The 26,555-nt window shown below is 63.6% G+C and carries 27 protein-coding genes; 21 read left to right on the top strand and 6 right to left on the bottom strand.

Features of this window, described 5'->3' with window-relative positions; all coding sequences use genetic code 11:
• Window positions 1-247 precede the first annotated feature (247 nt).
• The 4 genes from MJ643_RS01095 (at window position 248) to MJ643_RS01110 (ending at window position 2,448) form a co-directional block, all read left to right on the top strand.
• Window positions 248-1,447 carry a site-specific integrase gene (locus tag MJ643_RS01095; RefSeq protein ID WP_006473279.1) on the top strand — a complete coding sequence of 400 codons (1,200 nt, stop codon included), beginning with the start codon at window positions 248-250 and terminating at the stop codon, window positions 1,445-1,447.
• Between the two features lie 139 nt (window positions 1,448-1,586).
• Complete coding sequence (locus MJ643_RS01100; protein WP_247726580.1) at window positions 1,587-1,952, top strand: type II toxin-antitoxin system RelE/ParE family toxin; 366 nt, start codon at window positions 1,587-1,589, stop codon at window positions 1,950-1,952.
• On the top strand, window positions 1,949-2,269 hold the full coding sequence (locus tag MJ643_RS01105; protein ID WP_006473281.1) for a helix-turn-helix transcriptional regulator: 321 nt from the start codon (window positions 1,949-1,951) through the stop codon (window positions 2,267-2,269). Before MJ643_RS01100 ends, MJ643_RS01105 begins: the two co-directional genes overlap by 4 nt.
• Before the next feature lie 5 nt (window positions 2,270-2,274).
• Window positions 2,275-2,448: a hypothetical protein gene (locus MJ643_RS01110; protein WP_006473282.1), complete on the top strand. Its 174-nt coding sequence runs from the start codon at window positions 2,275-2,277 to the stop codon at window positions 2,446-2,448.
• Window positions 2,449-2,747: 299 nt separating this feature from the next.
• On the opposite strand, the gene MJ643_RS01115 is transcribed toward MJ643_RS01110, so the two are convergent.
• Window positions 2,748-3,443 (bottom strand): helix-turn-helix transcriptional regulator, encoded by a 696-nt coding sequence (locus MJ643_RS01115; RefSeq protein ID WP_012076332.1) that lies wholly within the window; start codon window positions 3,441-3,443, stop codon window positions 2,748-2,750.
• Window positions 3,444-3,926: 483 nt separating this feature from the next.
• Between MJ643_RS01115 and radC the strand changes: the two genes are divergently transcribed.
• Window positions 3,927-4,436 carry a DNA repair protein RadC gene (radC, locus tag MJ643_RS01120; protein ID WP_006473290.1) on the top strand — a complete coding sequence of 170 codons (510 nt, stop codon included), beginning with the start codon at window positions 3,927-3,929 and terminating at the stop codon, window positions 4,434-4,436.
• Here radC and MJ643_RS01125 read toward each other — a convergent pair.
• Together MJ643_RS01125 and MJ643_RS01130 are read right to left on the bottom strand one after the other, a co-directional pair.
• Window positions 4,379-6,061 carry a hypothetical protein gene (locus MJ643_RS01125; protein ID WP_006473291.1) on the bottom strand — a complete coding sequence of 561 codons (1,683 nt, stop codon included), beginning with the start codon at window positions 6,059-6,061 and terminating at the stop codon, window positions 4,379-4,381. The genes radC and MJ643_RS01125 overlap by 58 nt on opposite strands.
• Entirely contained in the window at window positions 6,027-7,157 is a 1,131-nt protein-coding gene (locus MJ643_RS01130; RefSeq protein ID WP_006473292.1) for a nucleoid-associated protein, read from the bottom strand. Before MJ643_RS01130 ends, MJ643_RS01125 begins: the two co-directional genes overlap by 35 nt.
• 658 nt (window positions 7,158-7,815) lie before the next feature.
• On the opposite strand from MJ643_RS01130, the gene MJ643_RS01135 reads away from it, so the two are divergent.
• The 4 genes from MJ643_RS01135 (at window position 7,816) to MJ643_RS01150 (ending at window position 12,238) form a co-directional block, all read left to right on the top strand.
• Complete coding sequence (locus MJ643_RS01135; protein WP_247726581.1) at window positions 7,816-8,646, top strand: DUF932 domain-containing protein; 831 nt, start codon at window positions 7,816-7,818, stop codon at window positions 8,644-8,646.
• A gap of 80 nt (window positions 8,647-8,726) precedes the next feature.
• The gene (locus MJ643_RS01140; RefSeq protein WP_006473296.1) at window positions 8,727-10,805 is read left to right on the top strand and encodes a ParB/RepB/Spo0J family partition protein; all 2,079 of its coding nucleotides are present in this window, start codon (window positions 8,727-8,729) and stop codon (window positions 10,803-10,805) included.
• An 812-nt stretch (window positions 10,806-11,617) separates the two neighbouring features.
• A complete protein-coding gene (locus MJ643_RS01145; protein ID WP_006473297.1) occupies window positions 11,618-11,932 on the top strand; it encodes a DUF736 domain-containing protein in 315 nt (104 codons plus the stop codon).
• Between the two features lie 39 nt (window positions 11,933-11,971).
• Window positions 11,972-12,238: a hypothetical protein gene (locus tag MJ643_RS01150; RefSeq protein WP_006473298.1), complete on the top strand. Its 267-nt coding sequence runs from the start codon at window positions 11,972-11,974 to the stop codon at window positions 12,236-12,238.
• On the opposite strand, the gene MJ643_RS01155 is transcribed toward MJ643_RS01150, so the two are convergent.
• Entirely contained in the window at window positions 12,235-12,528 is a 294-nt protein-coding gene (locus MJ643_RS01155) for a helix-turn-helix transcriptional regulator (protein ID WP_006473299.1), read from the bottom strand. The genes MJ643_RS01150 and MJ643_RS01155 overlap by 4 nt on opposite strands.
• 319 nt (window positions 12,529-12,847) lie before the next feature.
• Here MJ643_RS01155 and MJ643_RS01160 point away from each other — a divergent pair, with 319 nt between their 5' ends.
• From MJ643_RS01160 to MJ643_RS01215, 12 genes are all read left to right on the top strand, one after another.
• Window positions 12,848-13,198 (top strand): DUF2958 domain-containing protein, encoded by a 351-nt coding sequence (locus tag MJ643_RS01160; RefSeq protein ID WP_012076328.1) that lies wholly within the window; start codon window positions 12,848-12,850, stop codon window positions 13,196-13,198.
• Window positions 13,199-13,319: 121 nt separating this feature from the next.
• Complete coding sequence (locus tag MJ643_RS01165) at window positions 13,320-13,487, top strand: hypothetical protein (protein ID WP_006473301.1); 168 nt, start codon at window positions 13,320-13,322, stop codon at window positions 13,485-13,487.
• A 56-nt stretch (window positions 13,488-13,543) separates the two neighbouring features.
• Window positions 13,544-14,314, top strand: coding sequence for a DUF2285 domain-containing protein (locus MJ643_RS01170; RefSeq protein WP_006473302.1), 771 nt, complete (start codon window positions 13,544-13,546; stop codon window positions 14,312-14,314).
• Window positions 14,315-14,425: 111 nt separating this feature from the next.
• Complete coding sequence (locus MJ643_RS01175) at window positions 14,426-14,710, top strand: helix-turn-helix domain-containing protein (RefSeq protein ID WP_004883058.1); 285 nt, start codon at window positions 14,426-14,428, stop codon at window positions 14,708-14,710.
• Between the two features lie 26 nt (window positions 14,711-14,736).
• On the top strand, window positions 14,737-15,582 hold the full coding sequence (locus tag MJ643_RS01180; protein ID WP_006473303.1) for a replication initiator protein A: 846 nt from the start codon (window positions 14,737-14,739) through the stop codon (window positions 15,580-15,582).
• Between the two features lie 253 nt (window positions 15,583-15,835).
• Window positions 15,836-16,474 carry a ParA family partition ATPase gene (parA, locus tag MJ643_RS01185; RefSeq protein WP_006473304.1) on the top strand — a complete coding sequence of 213 codons (639 nt, stop codon included), beginning with the start codon at window positions 15,836-15,838 and terminating at the stop codon, window positions 16,472-16,474.
• Window positions 16,471-16,755 carry a hypothetical protein gene (locus tag MJ643_RS01190; protein WP_006473305.1) on the top strand — a complete coding sequence of 95 codons (285 nt, stop codon included), beginning with the start codon at window positions 16,471-16,473 and terminating at the stop codon, window positions 16,753-16,755. The genes parA and MJ643_RS01190 overlap by 4 nt, the downstream gene beginning before the upstream one ends.
• Window positions 16,752-17,297: a DUF2840 domain-containing protein gene (locus MJ643_RS01195; protein ID WP_006473306.1), complete on the top strand. Its 546-nt coding sequence runs from the start codon at window positions 16,752-16,754 to the stop codon at window positions 17,295-17,297. Before MJ643_RS01190 ends, MJ643_RS01195 begins: the two co-directional genes overlap by 4 nt.
• Entirely contained in the window at window positions 17,294-17,905 is a 612-nt protein-coding gene (locus MJ643_RS01200; RefSeq protein WP_006473307.1) for a S26 family signal peptidase, read from the top strand. The genes MJ643_RS01195 and MJ643_RS01200 overlap by 4 nt, the downstream gene beginning before the upstream one ends.
• A gap of 436 nt (window positions 17,906-18,341) precedes the next feature.
• On the top strand, window positions 18,342-20,324 hold the full coding sequence (locus MJ643_RS01205; RefSeq protein WP_146537804.1) for a relaxase/mobilization nuclease and DUF3363 domain-containing protein: 1,983 nt from the start codon (window positions 18,342-18,344) through the stop codon (window positions 20,322-20,324).
• Window positions 20,325-20,565: 241 nt separating this feature from the next.
• Window positions 20,566-21,165 (top strand): cytochrome b, encoded by a 600-nt coding sequence (locus tag MJ643_RS01210; RefSeq protein ID WP_146537805.1) that lies wholly within the window; start codon window positions 20,566-20,568, stop codon window positions 21,163-21,165.
• Between the two features lie 210 nt (window positions 21,166-21,375).
• Complete coding sequence (locus MJ643_RS01215; protein WP_186775243.1) at window positions 21,376-23,172, top strand: ABC transporter ATP-binding protein; 1,797 nt, start codon at window positions 21,376-21,378, stop codon at window positions 23,170-23,172.
• A 50-nt stretch (window positions 23,173-23,222) separates the two neighbouring features.
• Here the strand turns inward: MJ643_RS01215 and MJ643_RS01220 are convergent, their stop codons facing one another.
• Both MJ643_RS01220 and MJ643_RS01225 read right to left on the bottom strand, forming a co-directional pair.
• Entirely contained in the window at window positions 23,223-24,605 is a 1,383-nt protein-coding gene (locus tag MJ643_RS01220) for an efflux transporter outer membrane subunit (protein WP_186775244.1), read from the bottom strand.
• A gap of 2 nt (window positions 24,606-24,607) precedes the next feature.
• Complete coding sequence (locus MJ643_RS01225) at window positions 24,608-26,554, bottom strand: MacB family efflux pump subunit (protein WP_146537806.1); 1,947 nt, start codon at window positions 26,552-26,554, stop codon at window positions 24,608-24,610.
• Window position 26,555 lies beyond the last annotated feature (1 nt).

Below are 26,555 nucleotides of genomic sequence, written 5' to 3' on the forward strand. Positions count from 1 at the left end.
TGTCGCCTCGCCATGGACTCGCTCCAATTCGGAGCAAAAGCTGCAGCTCGGTGCATAGCGCGCCTTTTTTTGTTTCACGATGACTCCAGTACCGCAATTCGCTGGACTACGCCAAGGCTCGATACAGCAGGTTTATCAATCACTTAGGCGAGTTCAACATATGCCGGTGCTTTCCGAAACCTGACCCGGCTTCCCCTCGCGTGGCTCCCATGCGGCTCTTGGAAACCGGGCTTTCCGAGGGGTCATCATGGCGAAGATCAAGCTCACCAAGTCCGCAGTCGATGCGGCACAACCTCAAGACAAGGCCATCGAACTGCGGGATACCGTGGTGCCCGGCTTCCTGTGCAAGATCACCCCGGCGGGCCGCAAGGTGTTCATGCTCCAGTACCGCACGAACGCGGGCGAGCGCCGTAAGCCCGCCCTGGGCCAATACGGGGAATTGACCGTCGATCAGGCACGCACAATGGCGCAGGAGTGGCTGGCCGAGGTGCGCAAAGGTGGCGACCCAAGCGCGGCCAAGAACGCCGCCCGCAAGGCACCGACTATGAAGGAGTTTTGCCACACCTTCATGGAGGACTACTCCAAGCAGCGCAACAAGCCCAGCACGCAGCGCGGCTACCAGGGAGTCATTGACCGTTGCATCATCCCGATCATGGGCCGGATGAAGGTGCAGGACGTAAAGCGCCCGGACGTGGCCACGCTGATGAAGAAGCTGGCCTACAAGCAGGCCGAGGCGAACCGCACCTTCGGCGTGCTGCGCAAGATGTTCAACCTGGCCGAAGTATGGGGGCTGCGCCCTGATGGGACGAACCCATGCCGCCACGTCCCGATGTACCCACCCGGCAAGGAAACCCGGCTCATCGTGGACGATGAACTGGTGCGGATCTTCCGCCAGTTGGAGTCGCTGGAGGCGGAAGGACTGGAGAACTACGTCATCCCGCTGGCGATTCGCCTGCAATTCGAGTTCGCTGCCCGCCGCTCCGAAATCTGCCCGCTGGAGTGGGACTGGATTGATCTGGAAAAGCGCCGCGTCGTCTGGCCCGACAGCAAGACCGGCGGCATTTCCAAGCCCATGAGTGAGGAAGCCTATCGGCTACTGTCCACAGCGCCGCGCCGGGAAGGTTGCCCCTATGTCCTGCCGTCGCCGAATGACCCGACCCGGCACATGACCCACGGCGAACACTATGGCGGCTGGACGCGTGTGCTCAAGGCCGCTGGTGTACCGCACGTCGGCACGCATGGCATCCGCCACCGTGCGACAACCGACATTGCCAATTCGGGCGTGCCGACCAAGGTGGGCATGAAGCTGACGGGCCACAAGACCGTGGCGATGTTCATGCACTACGTCCACACCGAGGACAAGCCGGTGCGTGATGCGGCCGAACTGGTGGCGAATCGGCGGCTGGCGATTACGGGTGCGCGCCGCACGGAGGAAATGGCGATATGAACTGCCTGCGAGCTTTCACGTCTTGCCCCGCTGCGCCGGTGGTGCGGCGGCATCCTGATGCTGATCCTGCCGGCCCAATTGTCGCAACGCTGTCGCGACAATTCAGGCGCTTGCCATCTATACCTGAACGGATATAATCATGATAGAGAAACGCAAGCTCCTGTACTGGGAAGGCTCATCGAAGAAGGACTTCATGGAGTTTCCCGTCCCCGTGCAGAAGGACATGGGCGTGTCATTGTTCGTCGTCCAGTTGGGCGGCACGCCGGACTCGGCCAAGCCCTGGAAGGGACTCGGTTCTGGGGTGTACGAATTGGTGGAAGACCATCGGGGCGACACCTTCCGTGCGGTTTACACAGTGAAGATCGGGGACGCGGTGCATGTGCTGCATGCGTTCCAGAAGAAGTCCAAGTCCGGCATCGCTACGCCGCAGCCGGATGTGGAGTTGATCGAGAAGCGGTTGAAGGCAGTGCTCGCCCGCTACGCAGCGAACAGGAGAACATTATGAGTCGCAAAGATACCCCTCAAGGCACCGACAACGTGCTGCTGGATCTCGGTTTCGACGATGCGGAAGAATTGTCGGCGAAGGCCGCGCTCGCGCTCAAACTCAACGAACTAATTGACCAGCGCGACCTGAGCCAGACCGAAGCCGCCCACATCACCGGCATGACCCAGCCCAAGGTGTCCCAGGTTCGCCGCTACAAGCTCCAGAACATTTCGCTGGAGCGCTTGATGCAGGCGCTGGTGTCGCTGGATCAGCATGTGGAAATCGTGGTGCAGCCGGCCCGTCACGAGTACGCGCCAGGCATTACGGTCGCGGCCTGACTTCCATGGAAAGCCCGATCATTGAACCCTTGCTGGACGACATGGCTGCGCTGCATGAAGCCAGCGCGATCAGTCAGGAGACGCTGCAGGAGTTCGCCGCACTACTGACGCTATCCGGGCCTGTCGATTCCCGTATCACTGATACGAGAATTTCTGAGCAGCGGGCCTCTCAATCGTAGACATCCCGGGAGGCAGTGGCGGGTTCGCAAGCTGCCCATCTGGATTTCCTAGACAGTGTCTCGGAAATTCACTCGTGCTGGGCTGGCTTGTGGCTGAGCCAATTCGCCAGACAGTGCCTAGCTCACCAAGCCGGATGCAAATCTGTTTCTGGAACTAGGTTTTCCACCTGAGGAAGCCGAGCGGCTGTACCTGGCGTCGGAGAAGCAGATCATTGAAACGGAGCAGATCAAGGAAAGGTTCATTTCCGAGGTCGCCCGGCGTTGACCCTTGATGCCTGTGGCCTTTGTTGGTTGCCCAACTACAGACGGATGCTGGCAGACTTCGGTGTTGCAAACTGTTCGGGTTCTTTGCCGAGTGGGAAGCCAACGATATAAAGCACCGTGGCGAGCATCGGCTTCACATCTGCACCTGTTCCCCACTTCACCTGAATCTTGCGCGTGGCGTAGCGCAGTGAGACGCCGAGCACCTTGAGCGCGTCGATGTGGGATTGCAGCTCATCGTATATCTCGAATTTCTGCGTTTCGTTATAGGCATCGGCACAATCCCGATACTCACGCAGGTAGTCCACCAGCATCGCGAAGGTTTCGTCGGCCTCGCGAGGCAGCTCAAAAGCCGGTTCTGACAAGTCCATTGAGCAAGTTTCTGCCAGCTTGGCCAATTGCTTACCAGTAGTCAGCGGAGTCGCCGTCAAGGTGACGTGCTCCTGGTCGAACTTTTCCTTCGCAGCCTTGGCGTCTTCTTCGGATGGAATGACGAACGGCTTGTTGAGCGCGTCAATGTCCTCAAGCTCGAACGCTCGGGCAAGGGCTCGGCGGGTGTCAAGGCTGGCGACTTGGCCTTGCTCTACACGCTGGATCGTCCGCACGTTGAGGCCGGAAATCGCGGACAACTGTTCCTGTGACCACTGCCGCATCTCGCGGAACAGCTTGATGCAAGCGGCCAGTTCGGTCGGAGTCAGCAGACGGGATTGTTGGGCATGTTCTGTAGCGCTCATGGAAAGGCTCCTTCGTTCTCATTCGATGTGGCGAAGTATGGGGAGCCAGGAACAACGACAACACGACAGCAACCCGACAGTAGGCCGACATTTCAGAACTATAAGGGTCTTATGCGGTTCGCTCCAAAGGATTATTCAAACAGTGAATCAGTGCGTCCCGGCGTACCGCCGTCGGGCTCGCGGGCTGCGCCCTGCGCTTCGTGCCGAATCACAGCCATTCGGCGCTGATCCCTGACGCCTTCGGCCTGGATCGTTGATCCGGGCCTGCGCGTGCTGCGCACTTGCCGGCGGCGGGTGTGTGGCTGAGTGGGGTGTAGGCGGTCTTGCTGTTCCCTTCACCGTATCACGGCGTTCGCAGCGTCAAGGGCTGCGCGTGCTTGCACGCTTGCGCCCTGGCGGTCGGCTACGCCCCCTGACTGCTTTGCGCTGCGCCGTGCTGGCCACGGTTCCGGGCAATTCCGCCCGAGCAACCGGAGCACGATCATGTCGCAACTGTCCTTTTCCTCGTTCGATAACGCTTTGCTGGTGCGTGACGCCCAAGGGCGCTACCTCCCGGCATCGGTGGATCAAATTCTTGAAGCTGCACGCCAGGCCATCGAGCTGAAGATGCAGCGCGGTGCTGAGTTCACTTCCCCGGCGCTGGTCAAAGAATACCTGCACAACAAGCTGGCAGGTTTCGAGCATGAAGTCTTTGCGGTGCTGTTTCTGGATGCACGCCATCGGCTGATCGAGTACCGGGAGATGTTCCACGGCACCATCGACAGTGCATCGGTGTATCCGCGTGAAGTGGTCAAGGAGGCGTTGCGGCTCAATGCTGCGGCGGTCATCCTCTCGCACAACCATCCGAGCGGAAATCCTGAGCCAAGCAATGCCGACCAGGTGCTGACACAGCGACTCAAGGAAGCGCTGGGGCTGGTGGAGGTACGCACGTTGGATCACATGATCGTAGCGGGTGTAGGAACGGTGTCGTTCGCCGAGCGAGGGCTAATATAATTTTCGGGGCTTCGGCCCTTTTCTCCGGCCTCAAATACATCTTGGGAAGAGCTGCTCTGCTTATCATCAAGAATGCTCGTATCTTGTACGGCTTTGTCGTCTTCTGAATTTGACTCTTGCCCTGTAGGGGGAGCTACTTCCAAATTTCTGCCCTCTCTCTGGGTAGGGCTAACTTTTAAAGCCGACTCTTCAATATCAGAATTAAGTAATGATTGCGACTCCCTATTTTTATCATTGGCGCCAACAGGTTCTGCCGAGTAGAAAAAAGGGGTAATAATAAAAAGGGCAATAAAAACAAATGAAGCGGCAATCATTCCATTAATGGTGGACTTCGCTGTTTTCTTATATAGGCGAATGGCATCAAGCACCGGATGTAATGCCAACTCTCGATAGTCCGACCGGGTTAGTGCTATGTGAATGTTTTTATGCCAACGCCTCATGTTGCGCAACTCATTTACCAATGATTTAGAGCTAACATGATGCTGAAGAACAATGCTTGCCCATGTAATCGCTAGTACGACGCAGCAGAAAATTATCCCAGCAACTGCCCAGGTGTTCTTCTGAGAGGTCAGCAATGTAAGGCGGACACCTAGCCCCGTTGCCAGTGCAGCCAGACCAATCACAAAACCTGCAGAAAGTCTATGAATGCGCTCTACGATACGCGAAACATCTTCTCCAACCGCCTTTCTGAGGTCGGCCATAGCTTTTACCGTTTCTGCTGACTTTGATCTCACATAGGCGCGATGATCAAGCCGAGCCCCATCAAGGGCTTCTTGCAGAGATTCAGGCAATACGGTTAGCCACTCCGCGACTCCATTGGAGTCGGAGTCTCTGACAATCGAAGAAAGACGTCGCACAAGAACTTCATGCCGGGCTTCCGTGTCCTGCTTTACAAGTATCCAATCGGCAGCTTGGCATATTTTCGAGTAAGCGTTGCTATCCTGGCATTTTTCTCCGAGTGAGAAAGTGCGCTTTCTCGCGCCATTGATGGATACTTTCGTTGTATCTTCTTTCCAGACATCCGAAACAAGTAGTGTTGCCAGATTTTTAGTTGCCAGAGTCTTCCATATATTCCACGGCTCGCCGCCGCCGTCATGACCTACTAGTATCCAACGATAGGGGTCTGCCGGAACAGTGTTGCCGGTCAAGTCTCGTACTACGCCTTTTCTAGGGTCGATTGCATCTGAATCAGGCTCCAAGCACGGCAAGCCAGGCAAAGGTTCACCATCCCAAGGCAGGACAGAAAATCCTCTGGTTTTGAATCCATTAAAAGAACTTAGCACCAATAGCTCGCTAGCCAATGTCAGCGCCTTGTCTTCCAAGGCTGCCGAGAATCCTGCTAGTGACGCAAAGAAAATCCTGCCTCCTATTGGCTTCTTGATTACAAGGGTGACATCCTCATTCGCAATGGCATCTGTGGAGATCTCGGAAAATTCGCCATCACGGATAGAAATCGACCAAGCCTCAGATTTCTTTTCCGAGAAATCTTTGAAGGCCTGCTTGAAATCGTCCGATTTTTCAGGAGAGACATGCCCGGAAATGTCGATTTGCCCGATGGTTTCTCGGATGTTGGCATGCTCCCCCAAAGAATCAATCAGGGATGCGAGGCATTTTTTCGAGTTCATCGTTACGTTCCAGGCCGGTAGAGCGTATGGTTATTTCAACGCCTCCATTCCCCTCTGTTTTTATCTCTACGTTCTTGTTTTCTTCATGCCCGGCACTAAACAAGAGAGTAATCCCCTCGTTTGTGACTACTCGTCGGTACTCGGCTGGTGGTGGGGTGGCTCCCTCAAACTTGAATGCTTCTGTGCTTATATTCTTGCTGGCGAGTTTGCTCTTGAAGGTTTTGAGGATTGCGGCCTCTGGAGCCACTCCTTGCAATACGGCACCAAGAAATTCCTCTGGTTTTTCAAAGTCAAACCCTTCAAGCCTTGACATGGCTGCTCGTACAAACCGCTTGGGAGCTTTAGCAACTTCTGGGGGGACCTCGCTCTTGTGCGCCTTGATGGACTCGACTGCCGCATCTTCGAGGCGTTTGGTCAGTTCGACAGGTTCAAGGGCTCGGCGTATATCCAGGAAATTTGCAAAGTGTTGAGTGGCATCGCGGTAGCGACCGGACGAATGGTCAATTACAACGATTGATGATTGAACGTCTCCATCCGATTCAGAGCTATTACTTCTTTGGAATCGTATGACTGCAGATTTCTGCATAGCCTTGCGATCCTTCGTAAATGTTTCCACAAGCGTCTGCAAATCAGGAACAGGGTTTCCGTCTGCATCCAATATCGGCTTGCCCTTGTCATCCTTAATGTAGGAGTAAGATACAACTTGCTGGTGCTCATATTTTATGACGGCGACAAGTCGGTTATCACCTTCCGTTTTTAAGGAGAAAAGCATCAATACGCCGGGTGCAAGTCGCTTATCTTGTTTTACTTTCTCTTTGAATCTATCCGCCAGGTCGTGCGAGACTTTAACAAATTCATCTTTCGCGCCCTGACTCGGCAAGGCTCGATAAAGAAGGCCCGGAATTCCTGCGCCCGGGAGAAATTCATACGCGGCTCCACGAAGAGTTTCTTTAACTCGCTCAACGAAAAAATCCACACATTGCGGTGGTTTGACTTCTGCTAAGAAAACGGGGGACTCTGATGCTGGATCGACAACGTGGAAGATCATTCGCTCAATGGTGAGGCTTTCTGCCTCTTTTTCGCTAAGAATGCTCATCAACACCCCGTTTTCATATTGAATTTATTTAAATAATGTGAGAGCTATATTTTTCCTCACATTATTTTGGCGCTGGCAATATTTTCCTTTAAGGCAAGCCAAATAGTTTTTTGGTGCCAACCTGCCCCAAGTATGTAATTTATCAGAAATTCATAACATCTGGAGACATCCTTGCGTCTCCGCTTCGCGAACCGCGCTGCTCCAGGTTCGCTATCCGCTCATCCCTGACGGGACTGGCATTCGCCAGCCTTCCACATCCCTGACGCCTACGGCCCGGCTTCCAGCTTCGGGCCTGCGCGCTTCGCTTGCGTGCGGTTCGGCACACAGGGACGGCCGTTGCCATGTCCAGCCGTCTCCCCTGACTTCATCACCTTGTCCGCGACTGTAGCCCGCTTCCGCGTGCCATCAAGGCGCGCAGGGCCGTGTCCTCGGCTACGCCTGCGGGCCGCACCACCCCCTGCGCTTGTTTCCTTGACGGCCCCCGTCCGCGCGCTCCTGACCGTCGCGGGCGATGAACTCAGGAAAGACGGTGGCAACAGGGCCAACCGGGTTCCTCGTGCCGACCGCACCGAACAGCCACAAAGGCTGGGCTCCGAATCTTGGAATCCGGTGTGCGGTGAACAGCAAACCCTTTTTTTTCTTTGTCAGGAGAAAGACCATGCAACTCGCATCCCGTTTCGCTTCCCGTTCCCCCTCGCTGCGCAGCGACTACCCGCTGACCGATGACCAGATTCACCGCGTAGCGCCGTCCATCTTCGCGGACGCGCCGCATGAAAGCCGTTCGCAGCGGTACGCCTATATCCCCACCACTGCCGTGCTGGCCGAGCTTCGCAAAGAAGGGTTCCAGCCCTTCATGGTGACGCAAACCCGCGTGCGCGATGAAGGCAAGCGCGAGCATACGAAACACATGCTGCGCCTGCGCCATGCCAGCCAGATCAACGGCGCGGAAGCCAATGAAATCGTGTTGTTGAACTCGCACGATGGCACGAGCAGCTATCAGATGCTCGCGGGCATGTTCCGGTTTGTGTGCAGCAATGGCCTCGTGTGCGGCGACACCGTGGCCGATGTGCGCGTACCCCATAAGGGCGACGTGGCCGGGCAAGTCATCGAAGGCGCTTTCGAGGTGTTGAGCGGTTTCGAGCGCGTGAAGGAATCCCGCGATGCCATGCGCGCGATCACGCTGGACGAAGGCGAAGCCGAAGTGTTCGCCCGTTCCGCGCTGGCCCTCAAATACGACCCCACCGACAACAAGCCCGCGCCCATCACCGAATCGCAAATCCTGATGCCGCGCCGGTTCGACGACCGCCGCCCGGACTTGTGGAGCGTGTTCAACCGCACGCAAGAAAACCTGACCAAAGGCGGATTGCATGGCCGCAGCGCCAACGGACGTCGCCAGCAGACCCGCCCCGTGCAGGGCATTGATTCCGATGTGCGCCTCAATCGCGCCCTCTGGATGCTGGCCGATGGCCTGCGCCAGTTGAAAGCCTGATTCCCCACGCGGCAGGGGCAGGCAGCAGCCCTTGCCGCATCCCTCGCTGCTGCATCCCTGAACCGTTAGGAGCTATCACCATGAACGCCATCACTCAAACCGAAGCCCGCGCCGTCAATACCGCCGCCGTCATCCCGCTGGAAGCCGCCGACCCGAGCAAGAACCTGATTCTGGTTCCACTGTCGCGGCTGGTGTCGCGCCCCAAGGGCCGCAACGTGCGCAAGACCGTCCCGCGCATGTCCATCCCCGAACTGGCCGCGAGCATCCAGCGCGTGGGCCTGCTGCAAAACCTGATCGTCACGCTTGCCGCCGATGGCGAGCATTACGAAGTAGTGGCTGGTGGCCGTCGCCTTGCCGCCCTCAAGCTGCTGGCGAAGAAACGCCGCATCAGCAAGGAATGGGAAGTGCCTTGCCTGCTGGTGGCCGATGGCACCGCCCGCACGGCCAGCCTCACCGAGAACGTGCAGCGCGAAGCCATGCACCCCGCCGACCAGTTCGAGGCATTCGCCGCGCTGGTGGCCGAAGGCCGACCCATCGAGGACATAGCCGCCGATTTCAGCGTGTCCCCGCTGGTGGTGCAGCGCCGCTTGAAGCTGGCGAACGTGTCGCCCCGCCTGCTGGCCGACTACCGCGCCGAAGCCGTGACGCTCGATCAGTTGATGGCCCTTGCCATCACCGACGACCACGCCGCGCAGGAAACCGCGTTCTACGACGCGCCGACGTGGCAGCGCAACCCTTCCCAATTGCGCGACCGCCTCACCGAGCGCGAGATTGACGCCTACCGGCATCCGCTGGTGCGTTTCGTGGAACTGGACACCTACGAAGCCGCAGGCGGCGGCATCCGCCGCGACCTGTTCGCGGAAGGTGACGCGGGCGTGTATCTGACCGATGCCGCGCTGCTGGAACGGCTGGCGCAAGACAAGCTGGCAGGCATCGCCGCCGAGGTGAAGGCCGAAGGCTGGGCGTGGGTGGATGCCACCCCCGCCGTGACCCATGCCGACCTGCACGCCTTCCAGCGTGCGCCGAGGGAGCGCCGCGAACCGAACAAGCGCGAAGCGCAGCGCATCGAAAAGCTGCAAACCAAGCTACACGAACTGGCCGCAGCCGTGGATGACGCGCTGGATGCCGAGGACGAAGAAAAGGCCGATGCCTTGCAGGAGGAAGGTGAAACCGTGGGCGAGCAGTTGCAGGCGCTGGAAGATGGCTTGCAGGACTACGGCGCGACAGTGAAGGCCGCAGCCGGTGCCATCGTCACCATCGACCGCAACGGCGAAGCCGTGATTCATCGCGGGCTGCTGCGCGAAGCCGAAGCCAAGGCGCTGCGCACGCTGGAACGCTTGCGGCAGGGTTTCAGCAGCGAAAGCGAAGCCGGGAACGACGACGAAGGCGAAGACGACGAGCAGCACAAGACCGCCGCCATGTCCGACAAGCTGGCGCAGCGGTTGAGCGCCCACCGCACCGCCGCGCTGCAAATCGAAGTCGCCCGGCATCCGCAAGTGGCGCTGGCCGCGCTGGTGCATGGCATGGTGCAGACCGTCTTGCAGGGAAGCCACTACGGCCCCCGTCATGATGCGTTGCCGCTGGGCGTGAGCCTCAAAGCGCAAGACCGGCTGGAAGGCATCGCCCCGGACATACCGGATTCGCCCGCCGCCGTGGCGCTGCGCGAGTTGCAGCAGGTGGCAGGCGAAGGCTTGCCGGAGGACAGCGCCGAACTGTTCGCCGTGCTGCTGGCGAAGTCGCAAGATGAACTGGTGCGGCTGCTGGCGGTATGCGTGGCCGTCACGGTGGACGTGGTGACACCCCGCGCCACGCAGCAGCAACCGGGCGCGGAACTGGCGCAGGCTGTCGGCTTGGACATGGCCGCATGGTGGAAGCCCACCAATGAGGGTTATTTCCAGCACATCCCGAAGGCCGCGATTCTGCAAGCCGTGGAGCAGTACGCCCCGGCGCACGTCACCCGACTGGCGAAGTTGAAGAAGGCCGACATTGCCAGCGAAGCCGAGCGGCTGGCCGATGGCACTGGCTGGATGCCTGCCATCTTCAAGGCCGAAGGCACCGACGACACCACGGCGCAGGATGCGCCGCAGGCCGTGACGAACGACGAGCCGGAAGCCATCGACAACGACGACGAGCAGCAGGCTCACGCACTCGCCGCCTGAGCTTCACCACCACCGAGCGCCCCGGTTTCGGCCGGGGCGCTTCGCTGTTCCATCAGCATCGGCCCCAGGCCGTTCCGCCCTGGTGCCGATGGTCAAAAATCCGGGCGCGGCGGTGGCCGCGCCCGGTTTCAAGGCCCAAAGCCAGAACGCCCCTTCGCCGCCTTCGGGCAGGCGGCGAAGGGGCGGCGCACAAGTGGCCTTGTGCGCGTGAAACCCTTGAAGCCCATAAGTGCGTCGGCGCACAGCGCTGACGACATTCCGAACGCGCCCCGCTGCAATGGGCGGGACTTGTGGGGCTACGCCCCGGCTTGCTGCCGCAGGTTGCACGAAAGCGTGCCGTCCTCGACGCTGGCGGTTCGTCGCCTGTACGTCACGAAGGACGGTTCACCGACACACCGCCCGGCCTTGCAATGGAGCTTCCACACCACGCCTCATGCAAGAGGCCGCCTGCAACGTCAGGGGCGCTTGCGCCCTTGTCGTCGGGTGTTGTCCTTGCCCGTGTCAGGGCACAGGCCGGTGAAGCCGTCGCGCGGGGATGCCGAGTCGGCCATGTCTCCATTCGGGAGTGGGCGGCCAGTACGTCCTTGTGTTGTTGTGAATCCTGGCGGTGGCTGGGCTTCATGGCCGCAACCTTCCAGCGAAAACAATTTCCCCTGCGCTGCGCGCATTCCTCGCGGGACAAATTCTTTTCGCTTCCAGGTTCTCCACGTTGTTGCGACCGCTGCGCGGTGCGGCCAGCCCATCCCCCGCCGGACGGATCACAACAAGGACGCACTGGCGCGACCTTGTTCAACCCGAAAGGAGAAATCATCATGGCTAACATCGGCACCTTCACCGCAGAGAAAGACGGCTTCACCGGCCAGCTCCGCACCCTGACCCTCAACATCAAGGTCAAGCTGGTTTCCAACGATAAGGGCGAGAACGAAAGCGCCCCGGACTTCCGCCTGCACGCGGCCGGCCACGACTTCGGCGCGGCGTGGAAGAAAACCAGCGAGGCCGGGCGGGATTACCTGTCGGTGGCCATCGACGATCCTTCGTTCCCGGCGACGGTCTATGCCCGCCTGATCGAAGGCGAGAACGGCACGCACGACCTGATCTGGTCGCGCAGCAAGCCCAAGGCGGCCTAACGGCCGCCCACCGCGCCCCACTCATTGCGGCGGGGCGCGATGCTGCTGATCGCAGCACCGCACGCACAGGGTTTCGCCGGTTGCTTCATGCCCGGCATGTCCAGGATCGGTATCGCATTGGCGATGGTCGGATGGCTCGAAGCCCGTGGCAGCAGGAACAATATGGCGTGTCGGCGCATTGCGCCGCCGGGCTTTCGGGCTGCGCCCCATGCCGCTAATGGCGTCATGTCCATTCGGCTTCAATCCCTCACGCCTTCGCGCCTGGCGGCGCTGCGCGCTCCGCTTGCGGGCATTCAGACGCGCTAGGGCGCGTCGCGCTCTTTCAGCAAGGCCTCGAACTCCTGGCGCACCCGCGCCAGCAGTTCGTCGGCCTTGTGCGTGTCGTCGCCGGCGTAGGCCAGCGTCAACAGCGTCAGCGGATGTACTTCCATGACCTCGCACAGCTCGGTCAGCTTGTGCAGGGTCGGGCTTTTCAAGTCGCGCTCCAGCGTACTCATATAGGTGCGGCTGGACACGTCGGAGAACGCTTCCTGGCTCAAGCCTCGCGCCTTCCTGACTGTCCGTATTGCCGCTGCTAATGAGTGTTTCGCTGCCACTAACTTGGTTTCCCCACAAAAACCAAGATGACAGCCCATTGCGCCCTATAGGGCTACAATCTATAGTGTTCATTCGTGGCTGAAAGGCCCGCTTTCGTGCTTTTACGGAAATCCGCATCTGCGGATTCCGACAGAACCGGGGAATCGCATCCGTGTCTTTCCGGCTTCCTACAATTCCGCTTCTGCGCTTGCGTGCTTCTACGGATGCGATGGCTTGTGCATCCGTGCTTTCACACGAATGCACGGATGCGTTTCGGCGGTTCTGCGCTTCGGCACCAAAGCGCATCCGCGCATCATCGGTTTCGTGGAGAGGCTGCCCATGACCCTGCCGCTTGTCACCGCTGATGAACGCGCCCGGTTGCTGGCCCACGGCGCGGCGCTCGCCGCTGGTCAGCGGCTCGACCCGCTGCCCGTGGTGCGTCTGTTCACGCCGGACGCGCATGTGACCTGGCTGCTGGTGTCGCTCGATCCTGCGGATGGCGACACGGCCTACGGCCTGATCGACCTCAGTATCGGGATGCCTGCGCTCGGGACGGTCAAGCTGTCCGACCTGGCGGGCATCGTCGGGCCGCGCAAGCTGCCGGTGCGGCGGGATCGGTATTTCCAGGCGGTGCGTCCGTTATCGGAGTATGTCCGGCTGGCGCAGGAGAACGGCGCGATCACGGACTGATGAAAACCAGCGCGACCTAGCCAGCCGGGGCGCATTGTGACTATTTCAGTCTTGGTCAAGACCGTGCAGGTCTGAATCCGCATTCTTGCGCCAATGCAGTGCCGCTCTGCTGCAAATAGTCATGATCGACGGCGCGGATTGCAGCACGGTTCCCATGTTGCTCGTCATTTTTCTGGCGGTGCAGCCGTCGCATTCAGACGATTTCCGCAACACGCAGGAGCCAAATGGTCTTGACACCGACAGTTACAGCTTAACCGTTTTTGATGACGACCTGATGGCGATTCGATAGCTCCCGCACGGCGGAATCCGTGGCGACGTTCCTGCTGATCGACAGGAGGTTGCGTCATGGCTGATTCGAGCGCCGCACACTGGTATCCGACTGCCGCGTATCTCTACACGCTGCACCTCGACGCCCCCGCGCTGGCCTGGGAATACCTGCGCCGAAATCCCGACTACCGCCGCGACTGGCTGCGCCGTCGCCGACGGCCGGACGCAGCGCAGGCATGGGGTCTGCGCCTGCTGGAAGATCCAGCCTTGGATGCGCGCGACGCGCATCCGGCCTGGTTCCCCGATCACGACGCCGTGGTACAACTTTACCCGGATGCCGACCCACCGCCCGAGGCCCATGCCTTCGAGTTCTGGCGCGTGCCTGGGCGCAAGCAACTGATCCACGATGGCAAGCGCCTGGTGCTGGTGTCGCACTGGCCAGGCTGCTGCCTGCGGCTCGCGCTTGCGCCGGGCCTGGAGGACGGCATGGCCTACCTTTACGCCACTCGGGCCTGCGCCACGCCGTGCGCGCGCTATCGCACGCTCGCGGCCGAGCTGGACGCCCTGGCCGTGGCAACGGTTGCCGCGCCTGCGGCGGCGGCCCGTTCCCGGCCCACGACGGCCGCGGTGCTGGAACTGCACACCTTGCAGGCTCTCGATGCGACCCTGGCGGGCGCGTCCTTGCGCGAAGTCGCCGAAGGGCTGTTCGGCGCGGATGCCGTCGCGGCCGACTGGCACAAGGACAGCGCCTTGCGCGCCCGCGTGCGCCGGCTGGTGCGGCGTGGCGAGGCGCTGATGCGCGGCGGCTATCGCCGCCTGGCACAGCTTCCGCTGCTGCCGTTGCAGTAGGGGGGACGTTTCGCGTCCCCCGCAGATCGTCCCTTAGCAAGCAGCCTCGCTTTCTTGAAAGTGCCTCTATCCGGCCGCGTGGTGTGGCCGGGCTTGATGGAGGTACATCCCATGCGACCCGCTCCCTTGCGGCCTGCCGCCGCTGCTGTCGCTGCGCCTGCGCAGCCCCAACGCTACCTGACTAACGACGAAGCCGCCGAGTACCTGCGCCTCTCGCCGCGCACGCTGGAGAAACAGCGCGTGATCGGCGGCGGCCCGAAGTTCCGTAAGTTCGGCCGCCGTGTCATGTACGCGGTGTCCGACCTCGATGCCTGGGCCGACCAACGCAGCTACGAGGCGACTTCCGACCCGGAATATGCCGAACGCCACGCGGGCGACTACCGTGATGGCCGCTGATCGCTGGCGCGTGGGTGGCCGTCGCCATGTCCAGCCCGCCAGGGCAAGCCTTGCCGCAGCGCGAACAGCTCGACCTGTTCCGCGCGCTGCCGGGCGACATGGCACCCCGCGACAGCCAGGACTTGATGGCCTTTCCGTTCTTCTCGTTGGCGAAGTCGCGGCGCACGGCGCCGATCGACTTCCGCGCCGGCGGCATCACCATCCGCGTGGAAGGCACGGCCGAGCATGGCATCGCAACGATATGGGATGCCGACGTGTTGATATGGGCCGCCTCGCAGATCGTGGAGGCGCGCGATGCGGGCATCCGCCCCTCGCGCTGGATACGCGCCACGCCCTACGAGATCCTGCGCTTCATCGGGCGCGGCACGTCCCTCAACGACTACCTGCGGCTGAAAGCCGCGCTCGACCGGCTGCAATCGACCAGCATTGCCACGTCCATCCGCGAGACGACCGGCCGGCGGCTGCACCGTTTCTCGTGGATCAACGAATGGCGCGAGTTGGCCGACGCCAGCGGCACGCCGTTGGGCATCGAACTGATCCTGCCGGACTGGTTCTATGCCGGCGTGCTCGATGCCGCGCTGGTGCTGACCATCGACCCGGCCTATTTCCGCTTGAAGGGCGGCATCGAACGCTGGCTGTACCGCCTGGTGCGCAAGCACGGCGGCAAGCAGCCGGACGGCTGGCAATTCGATTTCCGGCACCTGCACCGCAAGTCGGGCAGCGCGGCGCGCTTCTCCGACTTCGCCTACGACCTGCGCGCTCTGGTGGTGCGGCAGTCGCTGCCCGGCTACGTCCTGGGCATCGAGCGGATACCGGACGACGGAACGGAGCTGCTGACGTTCCGGCCCGTGCTGCACACGGCACGGGGATAACTGCGGGAAAAGGTGTGAATAGCCTCGTGCTATCAGGAGTACCGGGTATCGTGCTATCAGGAGTACGCCTATCGTGCTATCAGGAGTACGAAAACGCCGGAAAGCCAATAACGGCGCGGGTTTGCGTCCCCTCTAACTTACCTAACAAGAAATACATAACTTTTAGTAGAAGCGCGCCGTTTCGGTGGACAACCACCCAACGGCACCAAACGCAGGAGCGAAAGACCGGCTTTCCAACACGGAGGGCCGCGCCATGATCCTCGCTCTGCTCAACCAGAAAGGCGGTGTCGGCAAGACGACGCTCGCCACGCACATCGCGGGCGAACTGGCGCTGCGCGGCCAGCATGTCGTCCTGCTCGATGCCGACCCGCAGGGTTCCTCGCTGGACTGGACGCAGCGCAGAAGCCAGCAAGGCTTGCCACGGCTGTTCAGCGCCGTGGGCCTTGCCCGCGAGACGCTGCATCAGGAAGCGCCGGAGCTGGCCCGCCGCGCCGATCACGTCATCATCGACGGCCCGCCGCGCATCGCGGCCCTGGCGCGCTCCGCGCTGCTGGCGGCCGAGCGCGTGCTGATCCCGGTGCAGCCCAGCCCCTACGACCTGTGGGCCAGCGCCGAGATGGTGGCGCTGATCCGCGAGGCGCAGGTGTTCCGGCCTGCGCTGCGCGCGGCCTTCGTCATAAACCGGCGCGTCAGCACCACCATCATCGGCCGCGAGGCGCGGCAATCGCTGGCCGAACAGCCGCTGCCCGCGCTGCGCTCGGAAGTGCATCAGCGCATCGTGTTCGCCGACAGCGTGGCCGCTGGCCGGCTCGCACGCGAGACAGCGCCCGACAGCGCCGCCGCCCGCGAAATCACCGCCCTGGTGGACGAACTGCTGCGGTGGCCCACATGACAACCAAGCAGCCACCCAACAGCAAACGCACGGGCAAGCGCGTCGGCATCGGCGCACGTCCGCCCGCGAATCCACACGCCGAGGCGTGGATTCGCCAGGGCGACGCCGATGCGCTTGGCAAAGGCGACCTCTACACGGCCCGCCTCACGCTCGACATCACGCCCGCCATGCGGGCGCGCATCAAGGTGTCGGCCTTCACGCAAGGCGTGACTGTGGCCGATCTGCTGCGCAGCCTGCTGGAGCGGGAGTTTCCAGAACACCGCAGGGAGAACACACCATGACCGCATCCGCTTCGCCCGCCGCTGGCGCGGCCACGGCTGCACCGCCGCTGCATCCCGCGATACTCGCCGGTCAGGCCGGCAACGTGCCGCTGACCCGCGTTTCGCTGGCCTACCTCGAACATCGCTTCAAACTCTACCTGCGCTTCGGCGAACCTGCGCGCACGCTGCGCCTGGACGACTGGCGGCGCTGCGCGGTGTTCCTGCCGGGCGCGATGCTCTGCCGCATCCGCTGGCAGGCCAACGACTACGGCACGATCCGCTGGCAGCTCATGGTGATGCAGGCTTGCCCGCCGCTGGACGCGGCACAGCGCATCCCCGGCGTGCAGCCGGGCGCGCGCCTGCTGCTGCACGCCGAAGGCGATGCCAACGTGCGCGCCGTGCTGGAGCGCATCGACGGCATCGAGGCGCTGGGTATCGCCGCCATCGACGTGTCGCCCGCGTACTGGCGCACGCTGGGCAACCGTCTGGCGGCTCGCCTTGCGCTGCCCGAATACACCGCCGAGCGGCACGCCGCCTGGCTGGCCGGGAAGGTGTTGCCATGACCGCCCCAACCACCACCGCCAACGCGCCTGCCGTTGCGCCACGTCCTCGCTCGCACCCGCGTTCACGTTTGCGCGCTCGCATCGTCGTGGCGACACTGGCCGCCATCGGCTTCGCTGCGCTGGCCTGGGCGGCTTTCGTGTCGCCGCTGCCGCGTCTGACCTACAACCCGTCCGACAGCGTGGCGGTCGGCTGGTATCGCATCGACCCGTTCAACCCGCGCACCGCCTCGCTGCCACGTCCGTTGTCCGTGGACAGCATCGTGCTGGTGCCGCTTCCGGCCACGGCCGCCGGGCTCGCTGCGCAGCGCGGCTACCTGCCGACGCGCGTTCCGCTGCTCAAACGTGTGGGCGCGGTCGCGCCGCAACACGTCTGCATCGTCGCCGGTCAGGTACGCATCGACGGCGTGCCTTCGGCCACCGTGCTGCCTGCCGACCGGCTGGGCCGGGAGCTGCCATCCTTACAGCTTTGCCGCCGCCTTGAACCGGGCGAACTGTTCCTGTTGAGCGTGACGAATCCGGCATCGTTCGACAGCCGCTATTTCGGCCCGGTGAGCACATCCGCCGTGATCGGCGTTGCGCATCCGGTGTGGCTGGTGACACGCCCATGATGGCCGCCGACTCGCTGCGCTCTGACGTGCCATCGGGCATGTCGTTCTGCTGGCTGCTTCCGTGTCGCCGCACCTGCCGTGCCGGTGCATTCGCACCGCACGTCGCGCTGCATCCGGCGCAGCCGTCCAACGTGCAGGCGTCTTGCCTCGAACGCGCCCGGCCTACGGCCATCGCCGCGTTCGCCGGCGCGCTGGCTGCTCACGCAGCAGCGCCGCCGGGCCGCCGGTGCCTGGAGCGACAGCGGAAGGCAAAGGCGGAAGGCAAGACAAAAGGACGCGGCACCGGGCCGCGTCGAAAGCCAGTCTGCACATGGGGGGAACGCAGCACGGAGCGGCTTTGCCGCCGTGCCGCGTTCGGCGCGAAGGTCGCGCCAATGCAGGCATGTCCGCGTGCTTCGCACGACCGGACACGCCAGAGCTTGCAGGGAGAACGGCGATGACCGACCGCCGCGACGACGATTTCCGGGTGCGCCCCAGCGCCCCGAAGAACCGGGGCAAGGGTCAGGGTCAGAGCTTCGTTTCCAAGGTGCTCAAGCAGGCCGGGAAAGCCAGCAGCGGCAAGTCGGCGATGCGCCGTCCTGGGGCGGCCGGCACCGGCCACCGGCCTGGCTCGCGCCTGGGGCGCGGCCATACGGCGGCGCGCTTCGCCGGGGCGAAGCTGACACCCATGTCGCGGCGCGTGACCATCAAGACGCTTCTGGTCAATCACCAACGGGCCAGTCCGCAATCGCTCGCCAAGCACTTGCGCTACGTCGAGCGCGACGGCGCGGGCCGCGATGGCGAACCGGGCCGGGCCTACGGGCCGCAGGCCGATGAAGCCGACCTGGATGCCTTCAAGGAACGCTGCGCCGACGACCGGCACCATTTCCGTTTCATCGTCTCGCCCGAAGACGGCGCGGAACTGGACGACCTGCGCACCTACACCCGCCATCTGGTGAACCGCATGGAAGCCGACCTGGGCACACGGCTGGATTGGGTGGCGGTCGATCACTGGAACACCGACAACCCGCATACCCACCTGATCGTGCGCGGGCGCGATGACACCGGCAAAGACCTCATCATCGCGGGCGACTACATCGCCGACGGCTTCCGCCACCGTGCCGCCGAGCTGGCGACCGAGTGGCTGGGGCCGCGTACCGAACTGGAGATCCACCAGACCTTGGGGCGCGAGGTGGAACAGGAGCGGTGGACGAGTCTGGATCGCACCTTGCAACGCGAGGCCGGCGAGGATGGCCGGGTGCATGTCGAACGGCTCAACGAACCCCGCTTGCAGCGCCAACGTCTGCTGCTGATCGGCCGCCTGCAACGCTTGCAGCGCCTGGGACTGGCCGACGAGACGCAGCCGGGCACCTGGGCCGTTCATGCCGATGCCGAGAAGACCTTGCGCGCCCTGGGCGAGCGTGGCGACATCATCCGCACCATGCAGCGCGCCATGCGCGGCGAGCCGCGCGAGCTGGCGGTGTTCGAGCCGGGCGAGGATGGCCGCAGCATCATCGGCCGCGTCGCCGCGAAGGGACTGGCCGACGAGCTGCACGACCGTGGCTATCTGGTCATCGACGGCACGGATGGCAAGGCCCACTACGTCGCGTTGAACGCCCGCGACGAGCTGGCGAACTACCCCACGGGCGCGGTGGTGGAAGTGAAGGGTTCGGGAGACGTGCGCGCCGCCGATAAGAACATCGCCGCGCTGGCGAGCAATGGCCTGTACCGTGCCGACCATCACCTGGCCATCGAACAGGGCCGGGCCACGCCCGGACGCGACCCGCAGGAAGTCGTCGCTGCCCACGTCCGGCGGCTGGAAGCCCTGCGCCGGGCTGGCATCGTGGAGCGCGTGGCCGAAGGGCTATGGAAGGTGCCGGACGACCTGGCCGAGCGTGGCCGCCAATACGACGCGCAACGGCTGGGCGGTGTAGCCGTAGAGTTGAAATCGCACCTGCCCATCGAGCGGCAGGCCCGCGTCATAGGCGCGACCTGGCTTGACCAGCAATTGATCGGCGGTGGCCGGGGGCTGGGCGACCTGGGCTTTGGTGGCGATGCCAAGCAGTCCATGCAGCAGCGCGCCGACTTCCTGGCCGAGCAAGGGCTGGCCGAGCGGCGCGGGCAGCGCGTGATCCTGGCGCGCAACCTGCTGGGCACGCTGCGCAATCGGGAACTGGCGCAGGCCGCCAAGGACATTGCCGCCGATACCGGCCTGGAGCATCGCCCGGTGTCCGACGGGCAGCGCGTGGCCGGCATCTACCGGCGCAGCGTCATGCTCGCCAGCGGGCGCTACGCGATGCTCGATGACGGCATGGGATTCAGCCTGGTGCCGTGGCGGCCGGTGATCGAACAGCGGCTGGGGCAGCAGATCGCTGCCACGGTGCGCGGCAGCGGAGTGTCGTGGGAAATCGGTCGGCAGCGAGGGCCGGCTTTGTCGTGACATCCGCTGACACTGCCTTTTCTCCATGCAATCTCCATGACGGTTACATCGTTGCTCGATCGACAGTTGCCAGAATCATGTCTTCGAGCGATTCCGGTTCGGGATGCCCGCCTTGTTGGCCACAAGACTGCTTCCCACCGGGTCGAAGATCGACGTGGCCTGGCGCAAGTGCGCGACAGCCTGCTGTCCGGGTGACTTACGCCTGTATGACGCCCATCCACGCTCCATGAGGACACTCCCGATGCACTGGCGTAACACCAACACCCGATTTGGCGCCCTGGCCAAATTCTTCCACTGGACGAACGCGGCCGCCTTCATTGGCGCTTACATCGTCGTCTACTACGTCATCTGGTTCATGGACTACGAGACGCAGCCCGAATCCTTGCTCGTGCTCAACATCCATTGGGTACTCGGCCTGCTGGTCGGCTTTCTGGTGTTGCCCCGGCTGCTGTGGCGTCTGCTCGATGTGCAACCTGAAGAACCTCCGGGATCGAAGCTGGAACACCGGCTTGCCCATGTCGCGCATGTGGGGCTGTACGGCCTGCTGATCGTGATGCCGCTGACCGGCTATCTCGGCACTGGCGAACCGACCAACTTCGGACTCTTCACTGTCACAGGCTTCAACGAGACATCGCTGTTCGCCTGGATCAGCCACACGTTCGATGTCACATGGGAAGCATTCGAGGCCCCCATCGACGTGGTGCATCACTTCATCGGCAAGTGGGTCGCCTGGGGCGTCGTCGTCCTGCACGTGGCCGCCGCGCTGCTTCATCACTGGGTGCGCCGCGACAACGTGCTGACACGCATGCTGCCTTGGTCAACGGCATCGAAATCAGGGTGAACCGGGCACGAAAATCGTGCCGTCCGACCTTGAGGGCCGGGTTCTTCATGTCAACCGCTGATGCCGTTTCGTCTCCACGGAATATCCATGAAGGCTGCAGCGTGTCTCGATCGCCGGTTGCCAGAATCATGGCTTCGGGCGATTCCGATCCGGGATGCCCTCCGACTGCCCCAGGACGACCTCGGATCGACGCCTGCGGATGGAGTGAAGATGCAGACTTCGACAGAACGCCCCGCGAACGGCCAAGGGGGCTACGAAGATTTGGCCGCCGAACACGTTTCTCTGGCGCGCGTGTTCGCCTTGTTCATGCCTTATCGGCTGCGAATCCTGTGGGTCGTGGGGCTGCTTCTCGTCGGCTCCATGATCGGCATGGCCGCACCGTTCCTGCTGCGCGCCATCATCGACGATGCGCTGCCGGGCGCCGACTTGTCCATGCTGCTCTGGCTGGTCGGAGGACTGGTCGCGGTGGCGGTGCTGGGTACGGCAATCAGCACGCTGCAGACGATCCTGTCGGCCCGGATCGGCCAGGCGATCCTGCATGACCTGCGCGTGCGGGTGTACGCGCACCTGCAGTCGCTGTCGCTGGGGTTCTTCACCGGCACGCGCACCGGAGAAATCCAGTCGCGCATTGCCAACGACATCGGCGGACTGCAATCGCTGGTGACCGATGCGGGCAACGAGCTGGCGCGCAGCCTCAGCACCGTGCTCATGACGACCATCGCCATGTGCCTGCTCGACTGGCGGCTGGCGCTGTTCTCGCTGCTGGTCGTTCCATTGACGGTTTTGATCAGCCAACGGGTCGCCAGGCTGCGCGAGGCCATCACCTACGAGCAGCAGGCCCGGCAGGCGGATCTGTCGTCGGCGGTCCAGGAATCGCTTTCCCTCTCCGGCATCATCCTGGCCCGGACCATGGGCCGCAGCGGCTTCCTGATCCGCCGGTTCTCCCGGACTTCGCAAGAGGTCGCCGCGCTGGAAGTACGCTCGCGTACCGCTGGCGAATGGCAGTGGGCGCTGATCGGCCTGGCGCTCTCGATCCTGCCTGCGCTGACCCTGTTGCTCGGCGGATGGTTGATGCACGGCAGCGCGCCGCTGACCATCGGCACGCTGGTCGCCATGATCGCGCTGCAGGAACAGTTGCTGTGGCCATTCGAGCAGTTGCTTCAGCTTGGGCGCGATGTGCGCACCACCCGCGCGCTGTTTGCCCGCATCTTCGAGTATCTGGACACGCCGGTCGAAATCACCGAACGGATCGGCGCGGTGACGCTGGAGCGCGAGCACATGCGCGGCCGGGTGCAGGTCGATGGCGTCAGCTTCCGCTACGACAAGCGCAATGCGCCCGTGCTGAAGGACATCGACATCGACATTCCGGCCGGCAGCCATGTCGCCATCGTCGGTGCCACCGGATCGGGCAAGACCACACTCGGCCACCTGCTGGCCCGACTGTACGACGTGGATGGCGGGTCGATCCGCTACGACGGGATTGATGTCCGCGATCTCAGCTTCCAGTCGTTGACCGACATGCTCGGGGTAGTCTCGCAGGAGCCTTACCTGTTGCATGCCTCGGTGGCCGACAACCTGCGCTTCGCCAAGCCGGACGCAACCGACGACGAACTGGCGTCGGCCGCCAGGGCCGCGCAGCTCGATGCTGTCATCGGCGCGCTGCCCCACGGCTACGACACGCTGGTGGGCGAACGCGGCCATCGCTTCTCCGGCGGCGAGAAACAGCGCCTAGCACTGGCCCGCACCATCCTGCGCAATCCGCCGGTGCTGTTGCTCGACGAAGCCACCAGCGCACTCGATGTCCGCACCGAGCAAGCCTTGACCGAGGCGCTGGAGGCCCTGTCGAAAGACCGCACGACCATCACCATCGCGCATCGGCTGTCCACCATCCGCCGCGCCGATCTGATCGTCGTGCTGCAGTGGGGGCGGATCGTGGAGCGCGGCACGCATGACGAACTGCTGACGCAGGGTGGCGTCTATGCCGGGCTGGTGCACTCCTTTTCGTAGCAGGCGCAGGCTCGGGCGATCAGGATCACGGCATCGGAATGGCGCAGGATTTACTGCGATGCCGTGCCGCCCAGTGCCTGGATCAGCACGACATGGTTCTGCAGCCGCGCCAGATGCAGCGCCACGTAGGCCAATTCCGCGGAACGGCGTCGCTCCTGCGCGTCCAGCCACGCCCGCACGGGAACCTGTCCGGCCCGGTAGCGCGCCTCGTAGAGTCTTTCAATCTCGACCGCCTCATCGCGCACGCGCTGCTGCGCGGCCTCCTGTTCGGCCAACTGCGTCCTGGCTGACAGCGCCTTTTCCACATCCGTCAGCGCCGTGTACAGCGACTTTCGGAAGACAATCACGGCTTCCTCGTGGCGCGTGCGCGCGATGGCCGTGTTCAGGCGCATCTCGCGCACATTGAGGAACGGCAGCGTCAGGTTGGCGCCCAGCGTGGCCACAGGATTGGCTAGCACGTCCAGCAGCGCACGGCTGGACGTACCCAATGCACCCGTCAACGACAGTGCCGGGTAGTAGCGCGTGGTGGCGGCGTCGCTCGCGGCCAGGGTCGCGCGCAGTCGCAGTTCGGCGGCGCGCAGGTCCGGCCGGCGGCCGAGCAATTCGGCGGGTAACCCGGCACCGATGGCTGGCAGTACGCTGGCTGGCAATTCACGGGGCTCGTTGCCGGGTGGAGCGGCACCGTCGAACAGCACGGTCAGCGCCTGGCGCAGGTCGATGCGCGCCTGGACCAACTGGGTCATCTGCGCCTGCTGCTCGGCCAAAGACTGCTCGGCTTCGCGGGGTTCGAGCGCGGAGACCGCGCCGCTGCGGTACTGCGCCTGTACCAGCTCGCGGGTGCGGCGGGCGTAGGCCAGGCTTTGTTCCGCCAGGTCGATGCGTTCATTGGCAAGGCCCAGTTGCCAGTACAGGCCGGCCGTGGTGCCGATCAGCGACAGCGCCACGGCATCGCGATCCTCTGCGCTGGCCTGCGCCTCGAACACGGCGGCGTCGCGTTGCGCGCCCAGCCGATCGAACAGGTCCAGTTCCCAGCTCGCGCCCAGCGTGCCGCTGCCGCTCTCGGTGGTGGCGCGCGGGCTGCCCGACAGCGGGCGGGACACGCCGGTGCCGGCACTGCCGTTGATGACCGGCAGCAGCGCATTGCCCGCGAGCCTCGCTTCCAGCGTCGCGCGGCGCACGCGGATGGCAGCGGCCGCCAAGTCGGGATTGCGCGCCAGGGCGAGATCCACCCAGGCATCGAGTTGCGGATCGCCATAGGCACGCCACCAGGCATCGGCACGGAGGCTGTCGGCCGCTGGCTGTGCATGCTGGTAGTGCGCCGGCAGCGGTACGTCCGGCGCGTGGTACGGGGTGCGGGTGAGCGAGGCGCAGCCGGTCAGGAGCACGGTGCCCAGTATCGCGACACGCATCAGGCAGGAGATCAGGGGGCGCATCTTCAGTCCCTCGCCAGTGCTTGCACGGGATCGAGCCGGGCGGCGTTGCGCGCCGGCAGGAAGCCGAAGGTGATGCCGATCAGCGACGAGCAGGCCACGGCCAGCACGATGGACCAGGTGGAGAAGGACAACGGGAAACCGAGTCCGGTCAGGCTTGCGACCAGGCCCAGCGCCAGCGCCAGCGATACGCCGAGCACACCGCCGACCACGCACACCAGCACGGCCTCGATCAGGAACTGCTGCAGGATGTCGGACTGGCGCGCGCCGATGGCCATGCGCACGCCGATCTCGCGGGTCCGTTCGGTCACCGACACCAGCATGATGTTCATCACGCCGATGCCGCCCACCAGCAGGGCGATCATGGCGATGGTGGAGATCAGCAGCGTCAGCGTGCTGCTGGTGCGGGTGATGGCCTGGCGGATCTTGTCCGAGTTCATGATGAAGAAATCCTTGACGCCGTGGCGCTCGGTCAGCAGCGCGGTGGCCGCCTGCTGCGCGATCTGGCTGGAGACGCTGTCGCTGACCCGCAGGGTGATGCTGTCGAGGTGGTACTTGCCGACCAAGCGGGTGGCCGCCGCCGTGTAGGGGACGTAGAACGTCGGGGTAGAGCCGCCGTAGCTGGTCTGGACCGGCTGCAGCACGCCGATGATCTCGACCGGCATGTCGCCCAGCAGGACCACCTCGCCCACCGGGTTGCCGCTGCCGGGGAACAGCGCGGTGGCGGCCTTCTGGTCGATCACCGCGACCTGCGCGTGTTGCGCGGCCTCGGCCTGATCGAAAAAGCGTCCGGCGGCCAGGCGCAGACCACGCACCCGGAAATGCCCCGGACCGACTCCGGTGACCTGGGCGGATACGGCACTCTCGCGGTACAGCGCGGTGACGTTGACGGACAGGTTGGGCGTGGCGCTGTCAACGTAGGGCTGTTCGGCCAGCGCCTCGGCGTCGGCGGCGACCAGGGTCTCGATCGCAGCGGCGCGTATGTCGCCGAAGTCCTGTCCCGGATAGATGTCCAGGGTATTGGTGCCCAGGTCGCTGATCTGGACCATCACCTGTTGCTGTGCGCCACGGCCCAGGGCCACCACCGACACCACCGCAGCGATGCCGATGATGATGCCGAGCATGGTCAGGAAGGTGCGCAGACGGTGCGCGTTCATCGCCCGCAAGGCCATGCCGAAGGCTTCGCCGAAGCGGTCGGCGAACACCCGCCACGACGCGGCCAGTGCCTGCGGTGCCGCCGATGGGGCATGCGTGGCATCCGCCGGTACGCTGCGGCGGTCGGCGACGATCGCGCCGTCGCTGATCTCGATCACCCGCTGCGCATGGCCGGCCACCGCCATGTCGTGGGTGACCAGGATGATGGTGTGCCCCTCGGCATGCAGTTCCTGCAGGATGCGCATCACTTCCTCGCCGCTGGCCGTGTCCAGCGCGCCGGTGGGCTCGTCGGCGAGGATGACCGCACCGCCGTTCATCAGCGCGCGGGCGATCGACACGCGCTGCTGCTGTCCGCCCGACAACTGGCCGGGACGGTGCTGCATCCGGTCGCCCAGCCCGAGTCGTTCGAGCAGCACCTGGGCGCGCGCGTGGCGGGCCGCGATGTCGGTGCCGGCATAGACGGCCGGCAGTTCGACGTTGCCCTGCGCGGACAAGTCGGCCAGCAGGTGGTAGCGCTGGAAGATGAAGCCGAAACGCTCGCGGCGCAGCGCGGCCAGCTCGTCCGGCCCCAGTTCGCCGGTTTCCCGGCCGGAGATCCGGTAGCTGCCGGCGCTTGGGCGGTCGAGGCAGCCGAGGATGTTCATCAGCGTCGATTTGCCTGAGCCCGAGGCACCGACGATGGCCACCATCTCGCCGGCGTCGATGCGCAGGTCGATGTCCTTGAGCACGGCCACCACGCCTTCGCCCGCAGGAAACTCCCGGCGCAGCGCGCGCATTTCCAGCAGTGCGGCGCCCATG

The sequence above is a fragment of the Pseudomonas sp. PNPG3 genome (assembly GCF_023093815.1).
In the GTDB taxonomy this organism is placed as follows: Bacteria; Pseudomonadota; Gammaproteobacteria; order Pseudomonadales; family Pseudomonadaceae; genus Aquipseudomonas; species Aquipseudomonas asiatica.

Excerpts from the sequence above, each read along its gene's own strand:
- MJ643_RS01225 (WP_146537806.1), bottom strand. The coding sequence starts at position 26,554 with ATGGGCGCCGCACTGCTGGAAATGCGCGCGCTGCGCCGGGAGTTTCCT.
- MJ643_RS01100 (WP_247726580.1), top strand. The coding sequence starts at position 1,587 with ATGATAGAGAAACGCAAGCTCCTGTACTGGGAAGGCTCATCGAAGAAG.
- MJ643_RS01220 (WP_186775244.1), bottom strand. The coding sequence starts at position 24,605 with ATGCGCCCCCTGATCTCCTGCCTGATGCGTGTCGCGATACTGGGCACC.
- MJ643_RS01140 (WP_006473296.1), top strand. The coding sequence starts at position 8,727 with ATGAACGCCATCACTCAAACCGAAGCCCGCGCCGTCAATACCGCCGCC.
- MJ643_RS01160 (WP_012076328.1), top strand. The coding sequence starts at position 12,848 with ATGACCCTGCCGCTTGTCACCGCTGATGAACGCGCCCGGTTGCTGGCC.
- MJ643_RS01195 (WP_006473306.1), top strand. The coding sequence starts at position 16,752 with ATGACCGCATCCGCTTCGCCCGCCGCTGGCGCGGCCACGGCTGCACCG.
- MJ643_RS01165 (WP_006473301.1), top strand. The coding sequence starts at position 13,320 with ATGATCGACGGCGCGGATTGCAGCACGGTTCCCATGTTGCTCGTCATT.
- MJ643_RS01135 (WP_247726581.1), top strand. The coding sequence starts at position 7,816 with ATGCAACTCGCATCCCGTTTCGCTTCCCGTTCCCCCTCGCTGCGCAGC.
- MJ643_RS01215 (WP_186775243.1), top strand. The coding sequence starts at position 21,376 with ATGCAGACTTCGACAGAACGCCCCGCGAACGGCCAAGGGGGCTACGAA.
- MJ643_RS01190 (WP_006473305.1), top strand. The coding sequence starts at position 16,471 with ATGACAACCAAGCAGCCACCCAACAGCAAACGCACGGGCAAGCGCGTC.
- MJ643_RS01145 (WP_006473297.1), top strand. The coding sequence starts at position 11,618 with ATGGCTAACATCGGCACCTTCACCGCAGAGAAAGACGGCTTCACCGGC.
- MJ643_RS01205 (WP_146537804.1), top strand. The coding sequence starts at position 18,342 with ATGACCGACCGCCGCGACGACGATTTCCGGGTGCGCCCCAGCGCCCCG.
- MJ643_RS01175 (WP_004883058.1), top strand. The coding sequence starts at position 14,426 with ATGCGACCCGCTCCCTTGCGGCCTGCCGCCGCTGCTGTCGCTGCGCCT.
- MJ643_RS01130 (WP_006473292.1), bottom strand. The coding sequence starts at position 7,157 with ATGAGCATTCTTAGCGAAAAAGAGGCAGAAAGCCTCACCATTGAGCGA.
- MJ643_RS01150 (WP_006473298.1), top strand. The coding sequence starts at position 11,972 with ATGCTGCTGATCGCAGCACCGCACGCACAGGGTTTCGCCGGTTGCTTC.
- MJ643_RS01210 (WP_146537805.1), top strand. The coding sequence starts at position 20,566 with ATGCACTGGCGTAACACCAACACCCGATTTGGCGCCCTGGCCAAATTC.
- parA (WP_006473304.1), top strand. The coding sequence starts at position 15,836 with ATGATCCTCGCTCTGCTCAACCAGAAAGGCGGTGTCGGCAAGACGACG.
- MJ643_RS01125 (WP_006473291.1), bottom strand. The coding sequence starts at position 6,061 with ATGAACTCGAAAAAATGCCTCGCATCCCTGATTGATTCTTTGGGGGAG.
- MJ643_RS01200 (WP_006473307.1), top strand. The coding sequence starts at position 17,294 with ATGACCGCCCCAACCACCACCGCCAACGCGCCTGCCGTTGCGCCACGT.
- MJ643_RS01115 (WP_012076332.1), bottom strand. The coding sequence starts at position 3,443 with ATGAGCGCTACAGAACATGCCCAACAATCCCGTCTGCTGACTCCGACC.
- MJ643_RS01170 (WP_006473302.1), top strand. The coding sequence starts at position 13,544 with ATGGCTGATTCGAGCGCCGCACACTGGTATCCGACTGCCGCGTATCTC.
- MJ643_RS01105 (WP_006473281.1), top strand. The coding sequence starts at position 1,949 with ATGAGTCGCAAAGATACCCCTCAAGGCACCGACAACGTGCTGCTGGAT.
- MJ643_RS01095 (WP_006473279.1), top strand. The coding sequence starts at position 248 with ATGGCGAAGATCAAGCTCACCAAGTCCGCAGTCGATGCGGCACAACCT.
- MJ643_RS01180 (WP_006473303.1), top strand. The coding sequence starts at position 14,737 with ATGTCCAGCCCGCCAGGGCAAGCCTTGCCGCAGCGCGAACAGCTCGAC.
- radC (WP_006473290.1), top strand. The coding sequence starts at position 3,927 with ATGTCGCAACTGTCCTTTTCCTCGTTCGATAACGCTTTGCTGGTGCGT.
- MJ643_RS01110 (WP_006473282.1), top strand. The coding sequence starts at position 2,275 with ATGGAAAGCCCGATCATTGAACCCTTGCTGGACGACATGGCTGCGCTG.